The 14,461-nt window shown below is 70.9% G+C and carries 12 protein-coding genes; 6 read left to right on the forward strand and 6 right to left on the reverse strand.

Annotation, left to right across the window (positions count from 1 at the left end):
* Both VF330_RS29120 and VF330_RS29125 read left to right on the forward strand, forming a co-directional pair.
* On the forward strand, positions 1 to 373 hold a 373-nt coding region (locus VF330_RS29120), incomplete at its 5' end, for a hypothetical protein (RefSeq protein ID WP_330854890.1).
* On the forward strand, positions 370 to 858 hold the full coding sequence (locus VF330_RS29125) for a DUF6346 domain-containing protein (protein WP_330854891.1): 489 nt from the start codon (positions 370 to 372) through the stop codon (positions 856 to 858). The genes VF330_RS29120 and VF330_RS29125, both read left to right, overlap by 4 nt.
* Before the next feature lie 239 nt (positions 859 to 1,097).
* Here VF330_RS29125 and VF330_RS29130 read toward each other — a convergent pair whose 3' ends face one another.
* The gene (locus tag VF330_RS29130; RefSeq protein ID WP_330854892.1) at positions 1,098 to 1,307 is read right to left on the reverse strand and encodes a hypothetical protein; all 210 of its coding nucleotides are present in this window, start codon (positions 1,305 to 1,307) and stop codon (positions 1,098 to 1,100) included.
* A gap of 995 nt (positions 1,308 to 2,302) precedes the next feature.
* Between VF330_RS29130 and VF330_RS29135 the strand changes: the two genes are divergently transcribed.
* Positions 2,303 to 5,242: an AfsR/SARP family transcriptional regulator gene (locus VF330_RS29135; RefSeq protein ID WP_330854893.1), complete on the forward strand. Its 2,940-nt coding sequence runs from the start codon at positions 2,303 to 2,305 to the stop codon at positions 5,240 to 5,242.
* Positions 5,243 to 5,250: 8 nt separating this feature from the next.
* Here VF330_RS29135 and VF330_RS29140 read toward each other — a convergent pair whose 3' ends face one another.
* The gene (locus VF330_RS29140) at positions 5,251 to 5,409 is read right to left on the reverse strand and encodes a hypothetical protein (protein WP_330854894.1); all 159 of its coding nucleotides are present in this window, start codon (positions 5,407 to 5,409) and stop codon (positions 5,251 to 5,253) included.
* Positions 5,410 to 5,893: 484 nt separating this feature from the next.
* On the opposite strand from VF330_RS29140, the gene VF330_RS29145 reads away from it, so the two are divergent.
* Positions 5,894 to 6,946: a hypothetical protein gene (locus VF330_RS29145; RefSeq protein WP_330854895.1), complete on the forward strand. Its 1,053-nt coding sequence runs from the start codon at positions 5,894 to 5,896 to the stop codon at positions 6,944 to 6,946.
* 59 nt (positions 6,947 to 7,005) lie between these two features.
* Here the strand turns inward: VF330_RS29145 and VF330_RS29150 are convergent, their stop codons facing one another.
* The 3 genes from VF330_RS29150 to VF330_RS29160 all read right to left on the reverse strand — a co-directional run bounded on the left by VF330_RS29150 (position 7,006) and on the right by VF330_RS29160 (position 11,498).
* Positions 7,006 to 8,601 (reverse strand): fatty acid--CoA ligase family protein, encoded by a 1,596-nt coding sequence (locus tag VF330_RS29150; protein ID WP_330854896.1) that lies wholly within the window; start codon positions 8,599 to 8,601, stop codon positions 7,006 to 7,008.
* A 20-nt stretch (positions 8,602 to 8,621) separates the two neighbouring features.
* Complete coding sequence (locus VF330_RS29155) at positions 8,622 to 11,141, reverse strand: BTAD domain-containing putative transcriptional regulator (protein WP_330854897.1); 2,520 nt, start codon at positions 11,139 to 11,141, stop codon at positions 8,622 to 8,624.
* A 102-nt stretch (positions 11,142 to 11,243) separates the two neighbouring features.
* Entirely contained in the window at positions 11,244 to 11,498 is a 255-nt protein-coding gene (locus VF330_RS29160; RefSeq protein WP_330854898.1) for a phosphopantetheine-binding protein, read from the reverse strand.
* Between the two features lie 210 nt (positions 11,499 to 11,708).
* On the opposite strand from VF330_RS29160, the gene VF330_RS29165 reads away from it, so the two are divergent.
* A complete protein-coding gene (locus VF330_RS29165) occupies positions 11,709 to 12,434 on the forward strand; it encodes a phytanoyl-CoA dioxygenase family protein (protein ID WP_330854899.1) in 726 nt (241 codons plus the stop codon).
* Here the strand turns inward: VF330_RS29165 and VF330_RS29170 are convergent, their stop codons facing one another.
* A complete protein-coding gene (locus tag VF330_RS29170) occupies positions 12,435 to 13,706 on the reverse strand; it encodes an ATP-grasp domain-containing protein (protein ID WP_330854900.1) in 1,272 nt (423 codons plus the stop codon). It abuts the gene before it with no gap.
* 210 nt (positions 13,707 to 13,916) lie between these two features.
* On the opposite strand from VF330_RS29170, the gene VF330_RS29175 reads away from it, so the two are divergent.
* Positions 13,917 to 14,405, forward strand: a complete 489-nt coding sequence (locus tag VF330_RS29175) for a hypothetical protein (RefSeq protein WP_330854901.1) — start codon at positions 13,917 to 13,919, stop codon at positions 14,403 to 14,405.
* The last annotated feature ends 56 nt before the right edge of the window (positions 14,406 to 14,461 follow it).

Below are 14,461 nucleotides of genomic sequence, written 5' to 3' on the forward strand. Positions count from 1 at the left end.
CGAGTGGTGCCGGAAGCTCACCAGGGCGTTCGGCAAGGCGGGCGGTCTGTTCAAGAAGCTTGACGACGTCCTCGCCAACGCCAGCGTCAACCTCGCCAAACGCGGCGATGACTTCGTGACCGTGCTGAAGCAGGGCGCGAATGCGGACATCGCGCGGGCGATGAAGGACTTCAACGTCGGCGCCATGGTGAGGGACGCGGGAGCCGGCGCGAAGAAGGTTGTCGTCGATGGCGTCACAGGCCTGCCGAAGGACATCGGCTCCGCCATGGCCGAAGAGTTTCGCAAGGAAGGTGCGAAGATCGTCGACAACCGAGGCTGGAAGGACTGGCGCGAGCTGAAAGCAGATCAGGAGAAAGAGGAGCGGGGCGGGTGAACGCTCTCCGGCGCATCCTTGTCGCCCTGATCGTTCCGTTGCTGGGCTACCTGCTCGGTGCCACGGTCTTCAACTACTTCTGGAACCAGGTCGAACCAGGTGACCTGACGAAAGCCGATCTGGTGGCCACGGCGAAGTCCTGCGAACGCCGCGGCCCGGTGGCGTTGCGGGGCTTCGGCTTCTACTACGAGTGCCGGGCCGAAGTCCGGATCAGGTCGAGTGGAGAGACGTACACGTCGACCGTGACGGGGTGGCTGACACCAGAGGACATCGGCAAGCAGTACGCCGTCCACACCGTGCGGCATGGCAGGCCGTTGGAGCCGGACGTGCGGTCGGAAGGCCAAGTTCTCCTGGGCTCGTTGTGCACCTTCGGCTTCGCGATCGCGTTCCTCTTCTTGAACGTCTGGATCGCACGTCACGTGTGGCCCGATGCTCCCCGGCGCAATCGTCGCGTGCCGATTGGATACGAGCCGCCTCAGCCGTGAGCAGTCACCTTGAGGCGATGCAGACGGCAGTGCTAGAGCGTTTGTCAGGTGACCGAAGCAAAGCCGAGGGACCGTGTGACCGAACTGCGTGCGGTGCTGGACGCGGCGTCTGGGGCTGCAGGCTGTGAAGTACTTTTCATCATCCACAGGCTGATCACGCGAGCGTGTCGCTGGTGAGCGTCTTGCCGAACTTCCGCGGACAGTCAGGTAGACGCCAGTTGCACTCGTGTGTCGCTTGCTCAAACCCCGTTGCGCTTTTCGCTCTTGGTGGACGGTGTCGCGGTGAAGCCTGACTCGTCGCCCATGTGGATGAACAGGCGTCCGGTCAGCGTGCCGTCCTCGGCCAGGCCCGCCCAGCCGCTACCGCTGATCTGATCGCCCTCGTCGCTTCCGTCCCAGGTGAACTCGACGAACGGCTGACCGTCTCGCTCGCTCCATCGGCAGTCCATCCAGCCCTCGACGGCGACGAAGCCGAACCGGCCGGTGTCGTCCCTGTCCTGTAGTCGATCCGGCCTGGAACGCTGGTCGTGTGCTCAGTCGGCCAATCGCGTGGGCGGCTTTCGTGGTCGGGACCGGTCATCGACGTCAACGCCGTGTTGATCCTCGAGTACAAGCCGGCGCCGAGATCGGAGGAGTGCCGCGGGCCGTTGCGTGGGCTTGCGAAGTCGTTCTACGACGCGGTTCAGGCGTAGGCAGGTATTGCCGACGCGAACATCGGTTGTGCGGGTGCATGGTTGTGGCTGGTGTTGTGAACGGGTGGTCGATGGCGCACTCGGTTGACCGTTCACAAAACGGGTGAGGTCCGGTCGGGCATTCGTCGGATGACTGATATCGATATCGGTCGGAGAGTGCTTGCTCAGGTGTGGGGAAACGGATTTATTTCGGGCTGGTCGGCGCTGCGGATCGGGCACAAGGGGCGGCTGAGCTGTCGGTTCAGGTGTTTTGTGGTGGCGTGCGTGTCCAGTTTGTCGTATTCGTTACGTTGTCGGGATCGTCACCTGCGCGTTTCCTCGGCTGTCAACGTCGATTCGAGTGAATGCTGACGAGCTGTCGGCTAAGGCTGTGGTGTATAGACCGTTGCCTTGGGCAAGGGATGGCGAGGCCTAATGAGACGTGAATTGGTCTGGTCGTGCAAATATCGGAAACCGACGCTAATGTGGAACTCGTGCCGGTTGAGACGGGGTCCGGGCAAGGGTTTGGCTGCGGCCGTTGTGCTTATCGCCGGTAGGCTGAACGGGGGTGTGTCCGGGATTGATGTGAAACGGGCGAAGCAACTGCGCCGCTGGTGTGGGCGCTGCCGGGCCTAGTGCGCCGTGAGAGTCTGGAGCATGCACCGTTGTCACATTCTGAGCCACAGCTGCGGTTCAACATCCTGGGATTGCTCGAGTGCTGGGCCGGCACGACGCGTTTGAGACTTGGCGGGCCCGTGCACGAGCGTGTGCTCGTGAGCCTGCTGCTCGAGCCCGGACAGGTGCTGTCCATCTCGCGCCTGGTCGAGGCCGTCTGGGACGACGGGCCTCCCGCTACCGCCGGGCACCAGGTTCGCAAGGCCGTGGCCAAGCTGCGGCAGGTCATTCCCGGCGGGGCCGGGCTGATCACCACCGAGGGCTCCGGGTACCGGGCCGTCACCGGGTGGGTGCACCTGGACCTCGACCTGTTCCTGGCGTTGCTCGCTCAGGCTCGTGAGGCGGCGGCCGCCGGGTCGGTGGCCGAGACGGCTTCTCTGTTGCGGCAAGCGCTTGCCTTGTGGCGTGGGCCTGTTCTGTCGGGTGACGGTGGCCGGTTGATCGACGCCGCGTCCGCCGCGTTGGAGGAACGGCGGCTGGCTGCTGTCGAGCAGCTCATGGAACTGCGGCTGGGCAACGGTGAGGCGGGCGAGCTCGTCGGGGACCTCGTCGAGCTGGTGGCGGCGTACCCGTTGCGGGAGACGTTGCACTTCCAGCTGATGCTGGCGTTGTTCCGGTCCGGCCGGCAGGCCGAGGCGCTGGAGGCCTACAACCACGTGCGGCGGTTGCTGGCCGACGAGCTGGGGATCGACCCGGACGTCCGGTTGACGGAGTTGCGGGACGCGATTCTGCGCAACGACCCGTCGTTGACCGCGCCGCAGCAGTCGCGTGCTTCCAGTGAGCCGGCGGCTGAGGGTGGCGCGTCGGTGTGCTCCTTGCCTTACGACTTACGGGACTTCACCGGGCGTGAGCGCGAGTTGCACGACTTGCTCGACTACGCGCGCGAAGCGGGTGGTCGCATCGTGGCGATCGACGGCATGGGTGGCATCGGCAAGACTTCGTTGGCTGTTCGGGCCGCTTATCTGCTTGCTGAGCAGTACCCCGACGGGCAGTTGTACGTGGATCTGCGCGGGTTCACGCAGCAGCAGCCGCCGTTGAGCGTCGACGCGGTGGCCGAGACGTTGTTGCGGCAGCTCGGTGTGCCCGGTGACCGCATTCCCGGTGACGCCCACGGCAAGGTTGCCGAGTGGCGGGCGATCGCCGCGCAACGGCGGTTGTTGCTCCTGCTCGACAACGCCGGCAGTGCCGCGCAGGTCCGGCCGTTGCTGCCGCCGGGTGCGAACTCGATGATGCTGGTCACGAGCCGGGGGCGGCTGGTCGACCTGGACAGCGCGTACTGGATCTCGCTCGGGACGATGTCGTCCGTCAGCAGTCTCGCGATGCTCGTCGACACGCTGGGGGAGAAGCGTGTGGCCGCCGAGCCCGCGGCTGCCGCGGCACTGGCGGAGCTGTGCGGGCACCTGCCGCTCGCGTTGCGGATCGCCGCGGCGCGGCTGCACAACCGGCCGCGGTGGACCATCGCCTACCTCGTCGAACGGCTCGGCAACGAGTCGCGCAGGCTCGACGAGCTGCGTTCGGGCGAGCGCAGTGTCGAGCTGACCCTGAAGCTGTCCTACCTGGGACTCACGTCCAAGCACCGCGCGGCCCTGCGCCTGCTGGCGCTGCATCCCGGGCACAACAACATAGAGGCCCGCTCGGCGGCGGCGCTGCTCGGCACGGGGGTGGAGGAAGCCGAGGAGATCATGGAGCACCTGCTGGACGTGCACCTGATCCAGCAGCACGAGCTGAGCTACTACGCCTTCCACGACCTGGTCCGCAGCTTCGCCCGGCGGCTCGGGCACCAGCGGGTGGACCGCGACAGCGCCCACGAGGGCGAGCACGGTCAGCTGGAGGACGAAGCGGCGGTCGCCCGGCTGCTCGGCTACTACGTGCTGGCCACCGACCTGGCCTGCGACCTCGCGTTCCCCGGCCGGGTGGCGCTGGAGTCGGAGCTGCGGGACGACGGCGCCAGCCTGCCGCTGCTGCGCGACGGCGACCACGCCAGGGAATGGCTTGCCCGGGAACAGAACGCGCTGCGCAACGCGGTGATGCTCGCCTACCGGATGGGGCTGCACCGCCACGCCGCGGCACTGGCCCGCAACGCCGTCTTCCAGTTCGACGCCAAGGGCCAGTTCGAGGAGTACCGGGAGATCGCCGGGATCGCCGTGGCGGCGTCGCGCAAGCTCGGGCACGACGCACTGCTGCGGGTGAGCCTGTCCAACCTGGCCATCGCGGACTGGAAGCTCGGACGTTTCTACGACGGCATCACCGCGGCGACCGAGGGGCTGCACCTCGCCGTCCGGCTCGGGGACCGGCGCGGGGAGGCCAAGGACACCGGTGTGCTCGGTGCGCTGCTGGGCGCGCTCGGCAGGTTCGACGAGGCGTTGTCGCGGCTGCAGCAGTCGATCGCGCTCAAGCGGGAGCTCGGTGCCAGCCGGGCGGAGGCCGAGTCGCTCACCAACCTCAGCACGCTCTACGAGCAGTGGGGCCACTTCGAGGAGGCCGCCGCCGCGGCGCGCAGGGCGCTGGAGCTCAACCGGGAGCTCGGGGCCAGGGACAACGAGCTGGTGTCGTTGGCGGACCTCGCGACCGCCCACCTCGGGCTGGACCAGGACGACGAGGCGCAGAGGTGGCTCGACCAGGCGATGGAGCTCGTCGACGACACCTCACCCGCCGCGGACCGCGCCCTGGTGCTGGCGCTGGCGGCGAAAGCGGCTCATCGCCGGGGTGACCACGACCGCTTCGTCGCCCTGGCCGGCAAGGCGCTCACCCTCGGCCGGACCAGCAGGACGCCGATCAGGCAGGCCAGGATCGAGAACATCCTCGGCGGCCTGGAGCTGGCCGACGGTCGCGGCCTGGCGGCGTTGCAGCTGCACACCAGCGCGCACCGGATCGCCTCCGAAGCCAACTACCAGGTCGAACGGGCCCGTGCCCTGCATGGACTGGCGCAGGCCCACGAGGCGATCGGGGACGGCGCCGCCGCCGCGGAACGGCGGCGGCAGGCCGACGACCTGTTCGACGAACTGGGGATCGGCACGCGGTTCCGCCGATCCTGCTGACATCGTTGTCAGCGGTTGGGGCCCTCGCCGCCGCCGTCGTTCTGCACGTCCTGCCGCACCGCGGCGACGGACTGGCCGTGCTCGGGCGTGACGGCTGACGCGGCGGTGGTCAGTGCGCCCGCGGTGGCGACCAGGGCGAGGACGAGACCAACCATCTTGCAGCGCATGAGAACTCCGCTCAGTCGTGTGCAGGGATCTTCCTTGAGTTCCATTCTGCTCGAATCCGTTACCGGGTCGTTCCGGCCTCGATACCCCTGCCCGTGACCACGCCGGGAACGGGCCGGCGGCGTCCGGTGAGCGGGAGACGCGAGGCAGACGGGTGATCCGGGGCGCCGGGGGTACGGATCAGGATCCGTTGGGGAACGCACGGGTGAAGAATCGCCTGGCGCACGCAGTTCGAGCCGCCGCCCGACCGGCAGGTGCTCGGGCGCCGCCACCGGGGCCGCGGTGGTCGCGAACGCGACGGAGTCCGGAGGTGCGCCCGGACTCCCGCATGGGGGCGGTGCCGAGACCTCGCGGGCGTGGAACCCGGGCTCGGCGCCAGAAGCACATGGTGGAGGTGTGGTGGCTGGGTTTGGCCGGCTGAGCAAGACGACCCGGGGTGGTGTCCCTGGTTTCGGTGCGGAGGCGCCGTGGCCGATCCGCGTTCTCGTGGTTCAGCCGAGTCCGGGGTTCGTCCTCAAGGCGGTGAAGGCGGGGCTCGACGTCTGGGCCGTCGTCGACCCGAGCCGGTACGACGGGAGCCAGCTCCGGCTGATCGACTCGGCGGTGAAGCAGCTGCTGTCCGTCGACCTCGGTGACCAGGCCGCGCTCGACGTGCTGGTGGTGAGGACGGTCCGCCGCAACCGGATCGGTCACGTGCTGTGCCGGTGCGGCCGGTCGCACGGCCTGAGCCGGCAGTCGATGCTGATGCCGGGACCGTCCGCCGCCGTGCGGATGCTCACCCGGCTGGAGGGCAAGCGGCGCGCGGAGGTGGACGCGGCTCCGGCGGACGTCGGGTTCTTCGCCGCCCTGCGCGGGCAGGAGATCGCGTTGTGCGGGAACGGGACGGACGACGTCGAGCACCGGCCCTGTCCGCAGTGCGACTTCTCCTGCCCGGTCGACGCGGAGCCCGGCGTGGCGGCGTTCGTGGTCACGACGCTGACCTTCGAGGGGATGCACCAGGTCGTCGGCGTCACGGCCACGTCGCCCGAGTACCTGCTGCACCCGGCACCGCTGCCCTCGCGGCAGGAGGCGGCCGTCCTGGCCGCGGTCACGTCCCTGCTCGATCTCGCGGGGTACGAGCGAGGTCCGGCGCACGTGACCGTGGTGCTCACCGACAGCGGTCCGCACGTCGACTCCGTGCACACCTGGTTCGGGCCCGACGGGTTCCTGTCGCTGCTGGAGTTCTGCACGGGCCTGGACCTGGAGACCGAGCTGAGCCGGATGCTCACGGACGGACCGGTCCTGAAGCCGTCGGCGGCCCGGTCCGCCACGGTGCAGTTCCTGCGGCCGGGACCGGGCCGGCTGGTGTCGGTCGCCGGACTGGCCGAGGCGAGCACGTCGCCCGGGGTGCTCGAAGTCTTCTTCCCCTACGAGCCAGGGGATCTGCTGACCGCGCACGACGCGGGTTTCCTCCTGGTGGAGGGGGCGTCGACGGTCGAGGCGCGGTCCCGGGCCCTCGCCGCCTGCGCCGGCGTGCGGGTCACCGTCGACGCGATCTGAACGCACTTCGGGAACCGTCTCCCGCCGGTCCGGAAAGGACAGACGGGAGACGTCCGACGTCACGCCCGCCGGGTGGTCTGCTCCTCGCGGTGCTGCAGAACCGAGCGGAGCTCCGGGCGCAGGACCTTTCCCGTGGGGGTCCTGGGGATGCGGTCGAGTGCGATGAACCGTTCGGGGACCACGGCTTCGGAGAACAGGAGCCGGAGCGCCTTCGCGATCTCGGGACCGTCGTCGCCGTTCGTCACGACCGCGGCCACGATCCGTTCTCCCGCGAAACGGTCGGGCAGCGCGACGCACGCCGCGTCGCGAACCTGGGGGAGAGCGCGCAACGCGCGGTCCATCTCGTCGAGCGACACGGTTTCCCCGGCGACCTTGGCGATGTTCTTCACCCTGCCGGTGAGGACGAAGAAGTCCCTGTTGTCCTTCCGCAGGCGGTAACCGAGGTCCTGCGAGTGGAACCAGCCGCCCTGGAACGCCTCGCCCGTGGCCTGGTCGTTGCCGAGGTAGCGGGACATCACGTTGAGCCCGCGCATGCACACCTCGCCGACTTCTCCCGGCGGCAGGCGGTGTCCGTTCGGGTCGAGCACGGCGACCTCGTTGCCCGGCACCGCCACGCCCACGGACGGGATCTCGGCGTCCAGCATCAGCTCGCGGTACGTGGCGCCGGGGAGGTCGGGCGGCAGCGTGGTGGAGAAGTTCGTCGTCTCCGACAGCCCGTAGCCCTGGACGACGCGCGTTCCGAGGCGGTCGGCGACGGCCCTGGCCGTGGCGGAGGGCAGCGGTGCCGCGGCGGAGAGGAAGTAGCGGAACCCGTGCGGCAGCCGGCGCCGGCCCCACACCTCCAGCACCGTCTCCAGCACGCTCGGCACGACGCTGGCGAGGTGCGGGCGGTAGCGCTCGACCAGGCCGGGGTAGGTCAGCGGCGAGAACGAGTCCGCGAGGACGAGCTGGGCCCCCGCCATGAGGGTGCCGAGAACGCTGAAGTGCAGGCCGTTGACGTGGTGCACGGGCAGGCAGCCGAGCACCCGGCTGCTGGAGGTGAGCCGGTGGTGCCGGCGCACGGCCTCGGCGTTCGCGGTCGCGTTCAGCCGGGACTGGGCGACCAGTTTGGACGCCGCGGTGGAACCGGAGGTGGCGAAGTAGAGCGCGTCCTGCGCGGCGTCGACGCGGGGATCGGTCCACTGGACGGCCCGGTCGTCGCGCAGGATCTTCCGCCAGTCCGGTAGTTGCAGGGCGTTCGCTCCGTGCGGTGGTTCCGTGCCCGGCGCATGCACCACGGCGACGGCGCCCGCGGCCGCGATCTGCTGCGAGGTCCGTTCCGGCGGGTCGGCCGGTCCCAGCATGAGGACCCGGTGCCCGGCCCGCAGCGCACCGAGGACGGTCAGCACCGACGGGATGTCGTTGACCGGCGCGAACGCGAACGTCGTGGGCCGGGAGCCGAGCTCCGCCGTCAGCCGGGCGGCGACGGCCCGCGTCGCGCCGTCCGCCTCGGCGAACGTCAGCGCGGTCTCCCGGCCGGACCGCGTCACGGAGGTGAGCCACGGCCGGTGCCCGCGGACGCGGCCGAAGTGCGAGAGCGCCGCGACCGGGGACGGCCAGCGGGGGACGAGGGAGTCCGCCGGGGTGTGGACGGCGGCGAACGCGTGGTCGGTCATGGTGGTTTCCTCCGTCGGTGTCACCGGTGTGCGGCGTCGAGGACCCTGGGCATCCCCTTGAGCAGATCTCCCTTCCGGGAACGGACTTCGTCCGGCACGCGCCCCCGCGTCACCTCGCGCAACCGGGGGTCCGCGAAGGAGTACCGGCCGGTCGCGCCGGAGGAGCCGGTGGCCGCGCGCAGGATGCCGCGCTGGACCAGGACCCGGAGCCAGCGGCCGGCCTGCCTCGACCTCGCGTCGGTCGCCAGGACGGCCACGGCGCGCTCGGTGAAGTCGCCGTCGACGAGCGAGGCGTCGTAGAGGACGGCCCTCGCCTCGGCGGGCAGGGTGTCGAGCAGGCATTCCAGCCGCGACCGGACCGCGTACGGGATGCGGGTGAGGCCGGGCCTGGCCGGGACGGCGTCGGGCGGGGTGGCGAGCATGCGGCCGTACTCGATCGCGAACAGCGGGTTGCCGCCGAGCTCGGCCACGAACGGCAGGAGGTGCTCCGGGCAGTGTTCCGGTGTGCCGCGGGTTCCCGCCGTCGACCGGTACGACCGCCACAGCAGCGCGGCGGTCACGTCGTCGGGCAGCGGGCTCAGGCACAGCGAGCTGCCGCGCACCATCCCGCTGTGCCAGAACGGGTGCTGCGTCAGGAGGTCCGGCCGCGCGCTGGCCACGACCAGCAGCGGCACCCCGGCGGAGTAGCGCAGCAGGTGGTCCAGGAAGCCGGGCACCAGGTCACCGGCGACGTGCAGGTCGTCGACCAGCAGCACCAACGGCTTGGCGCGCGCCAGCGCCTCGAAGAACTGCGTGAGCGCGTCGAAGGACTCCGCGGTCACCGGGATCGGCGGGTCGTTCAGGCCGAGCAGACCGTCGACGTGGGCCAGCATCCACGGCGCCCGGTGGCTGTCCACCAGCCGGGAGATCAGCTCGGTCAGCCGGGCGGCGACCACGTGGGCGGGTTCGTCGGCGTGGATGCCCGCGGCGGCCCTCACCAGCGCGGCCAGCCCGGACACCGGGTCGGCGCCGCGGGAGCAGGCCACCGAGAGCAGCGTGACGTCGCGCAGGCCCCGCGCCCACTCGCGCAGCAGCCGGCTCCGCCCGGCGCCGTCCTCGCCGAACACCGTGAGCAGGTGCGGCTGCCGGAAGTCCCGTGCCGACGCGAGCGCCCGGTCGAGGGCGCGCAGCTCGTGGTCGCGGCACAGGAACGGCGGCGGCTCGGGGCCTTCCGGCGTGCGCAACGCCTCCGTCGTGGTGGTGCACACCTCGATCGGACCGGCCGCCGGGTCCGCCAGCAGCTGTCGGCAGCGCGCGGCGAGGTCCGCCGAGATCCACGGCCGCGCACCGCGGCGGGCGTCCCGCCGCAGGTGCACCTCGCCGGCCACCACGGCGACGCGGACCTCGAACGGCAGCCACCCGCCGTCCGGGCGTTCCAGACCCGAAACCGGGCTGAAACGGGCGTTGATCGAGCGGGCCAGTCTCACCGCCCGGCCCGACGCGGCGCTGTCCACGGCGTCGAGCTCGGAGGTCACCAGCCAGAGCGGGACGTCCGGTTCGGAGCCGGCGAGCGCGCCCTCGTCCACGGCCGCGTACGTCCAGCGCACACCGGATTCCTCCGCGACCGTCGCGCAGATCCGGTCGCGCAGCAGGGCGAAGTCCTCGCCCGTCAGCGTCCGGCCGAACGCCGGCTTGGCCGAGACCAGCAACGCGGTCGTCCACCGCATCTCGTCGACGGCGACCGGTTCGGCCGCGGCGCGCGTCGTGGTGACGGCCTTGGCGGGGCCGCCCGCCGGCGCGGCCAGCAGCGAGGCGTCGTGGTTGAGGATCGCGAGCTCCAGCTCCTGGAGCTCCGGGCTCGGGTCGAGCCCGAGCTGGTCGACCAGGGCCTCGCGGGTCCGCCGGTAGACGGCCAGCGCGTCCGCCTGCCGGCCGCGCTGGTAGAGCAGGCGCATCAGCTTGGCGCACAACCCCTCCCGCAGCGGTTCCTGCTCGGCCAGCGCCTCCAGCTCGCCGGTCAGCTCCATGAACCGGCCGAGCTGGAAGTCGGCCTCGATCCGGTCCTCCAGGGCGTTCAGCCTGGCGTTGCGCAGGACGGTGGCCTCCGGCCAGTCGAACCCCTGCTCGGCGAGGTCGGGCAGCAGCGGCCCGTGCCACAGCTCCAGTGCCTCCCGGAGCCGGACCGAGGCCGACTCCCACTCGCCCGCGGCCAGTGCCTGATGTCCTTGCGCGGCAAGGTTCTGGAAGCGCACCACGTCGATCGTCTCCGGCCGCACCTGCAGGCGGTAGCCGGGGGCGCGGGTGAGCAGCTGCGGCCGTTCACCCGCGGGGTCGCCCATCTCCAGCACCCGGCGCAGGCCCGACACCGCGTTGTGCAGCATCTTGCGCGCCGACGCCGGCACCTCGTCCGGCCAGAGCGCCTGGAGCATCTGGCGGGTCGGCACCACGGAGTTGTGGTGCAACAGCAACAACGACAGGGCCAGCCGTTGCTGCACACCGCCGACGGCGATGGGTCGGCCATCAGCCACGACCTCGAGCGAACCGAGGAGAGAGAACCGCACGGCGAACCACCTCGCAGAGAACCGGAGACCGATGCGACGCTGACTGTTCTCCCCGGCGCTACCGTTCCCTGACCGTGCTGTTACCGCCGCCGACCTGGCCGGTTACCGCGAGCCGCCCTCCTCGACCGCGGACACGAGGGTGCGCACGCTGTGGAACGTCTCCGGGCGCAGCAGCTCGTCGGGCAGGTCGGTGCCGAGCTCCTCGCGCAGGGCCACGACCACCCGCACCATGCGCAGGGAGCTCAGACCGAGCTCGCGCAGCGGGGCGTCGTCGTCCGCCGGCGCGGCGCCGTCGGGGAGGGTGCGGGCGAGGATCTCGCGGACCGCGTCGGTCAGCGAGGATGCGGGTGAGCTCATGACTTCCCTCGGGTAGTGGGTTCGGCGACCGGAGCCGGCTGCGGCCCGGGCGACGTTATCAACGCGTTTCGGAAGTGGCTTCGATGAATTGCCACGGTGTCCACACCGATCAGTAACCTGGTTCGCGACCGGCGATTACTGGGTGATTTCCGCGAAGCTGCTAGAAATTTCGTCATGGGCGGTGTTCAGGAACTCTTGGTTCGTCCGGAAATGGAATCGGTGCGCGCGCTGGAGGAGCTCGGCGTGCGGCCCGGGATGCCGGGGCGGGAGGTCACCGCCCAGCTCGACGAGCAGGGTTTCGCCTTCGTCCCCGGCGTGCTGAACGGCTACCTGCTCGAGTCGCTGCGCGCACGGCTCAACGTCCTCTCGGTGGCGGGAGGCGGCGCCCGGCGCCTGGCCGACCTGGTCAACAAGGGCGAGGTCTTCACGACGACGTTCACGCACCCCGTCGTCCTCGCGGCCGTCGAGCACGTCCTCGGCGACTTCAAGCTGTCCTCGGTGAGCAGCCGTGCCGTGTTCCCCGGTGAGGGGCGGCAGCCGCTGCACGCCGACTGGGACGGCGCCGCACCGGTTCCCGGCGACTACCGGACCTGCAACACGGCGTGGGTCCTGGACGACTGGACCGAGCGGAGCGGCGCCCTCAGGGTCGTGCCCGGTTCGCACCGGTGGGGCCGCGATCCGCGGAAGGCGCTGGCGGACCCGTGGGCGTCGCACCCCGGCCAGCAGCTCGTGACGGCGCCCGCCGGGTCGTTGCTGATCTTCAACGGCCACCTGTGGCACGGCGGGACGCGCAACCGCAGTGCGGTGCCGCGGCGGGCGGTGCACGCCTGCTTCACGCGGCGGCACCACCCGCAGCAGCTCGACCAGGCGCGCCACGCCACGCGGGAGACGCTCGACCGCCTCTCGCCCGCCGCCCGGTTCGTCCTGGACGCGTGACTACGCGGGTCGCCCGGCCGGTTCGAGGTCGCCGGCCGGCGCGGTCCGGATCTCGAAGACCTCGGACAGGTCGAGGGCGGTCCGTTCCAGGTCGGACTCCGTCTCGGCGCCGATGACGAGGAGCGTGCACCAGTCCGAGGGGTGCGCTGCGTCCACGTGGTCGCCCACGCGGTGGTAGCTGACGGCGTCCAGCACGTTCGGGTGCGCCAGCAGCTCGGACCGGTCCGGCATGGAGACGATCACGCCGGACCGCTCCGGCACCAGGCAGAGGCCGCCGACCACGGGGTAGGGGCCCGGGGTGAACGGCAGGTCCGCGCGGTCGCCGTCGAACAGCTCGTGCAGGGCGACCACCCCGCCGTGCACGCCGTCCAGCGCCTTGACGACGTCCGAGACGTTCGCGCCGCCCACCCGCGAGGCGATCTCGGAGACGAGCAGCCGCCCGGTGCCGTGCTCGCGGAACACCTCCAGGTGGGTCGGGCCGCGCTCGACGCCCACCGCGGCGTTCAGCTGCGTGCTGATCTTGAGGAGCTGGGCGTACAGGTCGGGGAACTCGCTCTCGCGCAGCAGCACCGAGCCGTGCGCCGTCCGTCCGGACCAGGCCTGCAGGCGGGGCGAGAAGTAGCGGCTGACGTGGAAGGTCCAGGGCCGGCCGTCCCGCCACACCGCGTCGACGTGGAACTCCTCGCCGGCGATGAACTCCTCCGCGACGAACTGCGCGGACAACGGGCTGGGCAGGTCCTCCGCGATGGTCCGCAGCGCCTCCGCGAGCTCGGCGGGGCCGTCGACCTTCACGGTCGACACCGTGCCCCAGCCCCCGGCCGGCTTGAGGACCAGCGGGAAGCCGACGGCCTTGCCGATCGCGGCGGGGTCGGCGGTGGCGAGGTCCGGGATCGAGTACCAGCGGGCCGTGGCGACACCGGCCTGCGCGGCGCGGAACTTCGTGACCCGCTTGTCGCGGGTGGCCAGCGCGACCGACGACGTGAAGTGGCCGAGGCCGAGCAGGTGCGCGAGGTAGCCGGCGGCGTACTGGGTGAACTCGGGGAAGCTGACGACGCGGTCGATCTCGACGCCGCGCGTCACGAGGTCCGCCGCGACGGCGCTCAGCTCCTCCAGCGAGTCGTACGACGAGATCCAGTAGACCCCGGCGAAGCGGGCGAGCGTGGCGGGCGGCAGGGCGCGGCAGCCGGGCGACGGGTCCAGGACCGCGTAGACCTCGTCCGCGTGGTCGAGGACCAGCTGGTGGAAGTTGTGCCTCAGCATGAGCACCTTCATCGGGTGGCTCCTTGTCGTGGTCGTGGTGAACGCGCGTCCAGTGCTCAGCTCCAGGGCTTGTCGCTCGTGGAACCTCCATTCGTGCCACTCATCTTCTGCACCGGCGGGTAGGCGGCGGGTAACCGGAATGCCAGTTACCGCGGCCATGCCGGAACCGCCCGCTGATCCGCGGTTCTGCTCCTAGCGTGGTCATGACCAAGAGGAGGTGCGATGACGGGATATCGCTGGGAAGTGGCCACCGATCCGGCCGAGGTGCACGACCTGCTGTGCGCCAGCGACCGCTTCCAGGCCGGACGGACCGGAACCGCGGCACCTCGGCGCAACCCCGGCAGCACCGCGGCGCACGTCGGCGCCGGCCGGGTCCACCTCCTGCGGGACGGCCCGCTGGCGACGGCGATGTTCACGCTCGTGGACAGCCCGCCGTTCGAGGCGCCGCCGGACACGTTCCCCGCTGCCGGTAAGCCGGTCTACCTGACGCGGCTCGCCATCCGGCCGGAGGCGGCCGCCGGCGGCTCACTGGCCGGGATGATGTGCGTGCGCAGGGCCATCGCCACCGCGAGCGGCCTGGGGGCCGACGCGCTGCGCTGCGAGGCCAACCCGGCGCTGGCGGACACCGTGGAACTGTTGAAGGCACTCGGTTTCACCGCGGCCGGCCGGCCCGGTGACGTTCTGCACCTGCACCACGTCCTGGCTTCCTGAAGTCCTCCCGCAACGCCGTGGAGCCGCTCGAAACCGGTGTGGTTTCGAGCGGCTCC

It is taken from the genome of Lentzea sp. (genome assembly GCF_036380075.1).
Taxonomy (GTDB): Bacteria; Actinomycetota; Actinomycetes; order Mycobacteriales; family Pseudonocardiaceae; genus Lentzea.

Bases quoted from the DNA above. Each gene is read 5' to 3' on its own strand.
- VF330_RS29130 (WP_330854892.1), bottom strand. From the start codon at position 1,307: ATGGACTGCCGATGGAGCGAGCGAGACGGTCAGCCGTTCGTCGAGTTC.
- VF330_RS29140 (WP_330854894.1), bottom strand. From the start codon at position 5,409: ATGCGCTGCAAGATGGTTGGTCTCGTCCTCGCCCTGGTCGCCACCGCG.
- VF330_RS29150 (WP_330854896.1), bottom strand. From the start codon at position 8,601: ATGACCGACCACGCGTTCGCCGCCGTCCACACCCCGGCGGACTCCCTC.
- VF330_RS29160 (WP_330854898.1), bottom strand. From the start codon at position 11,498: ATGAGCTCACCCGCATCCTCGCTGACCGACGCGGTCCGCGAGATCCTC.
- VF330_RS29165 (WP_330854899.1), top strand. From the start codon at position 11,709: ATGGAATCGGTGCGCGCGCTGGAGGAGCTCGGCGTGCGGCCCGGGATG.
- VF330_RS29170 (WP_330854900.1), bottom strand. From the start codon at position 13,706: ATGAAGGTGCTCATGCTGAGGCACAACTTCCACCAGCTGGTCCTCGAC.
- VF330_RS29175 (WP_330854901.1), top strand. From the start codon at position 13,917: ATGACGGGATATCGCTGGGAAGTGGCCACCGATCCGGCCGAGGTGCAC.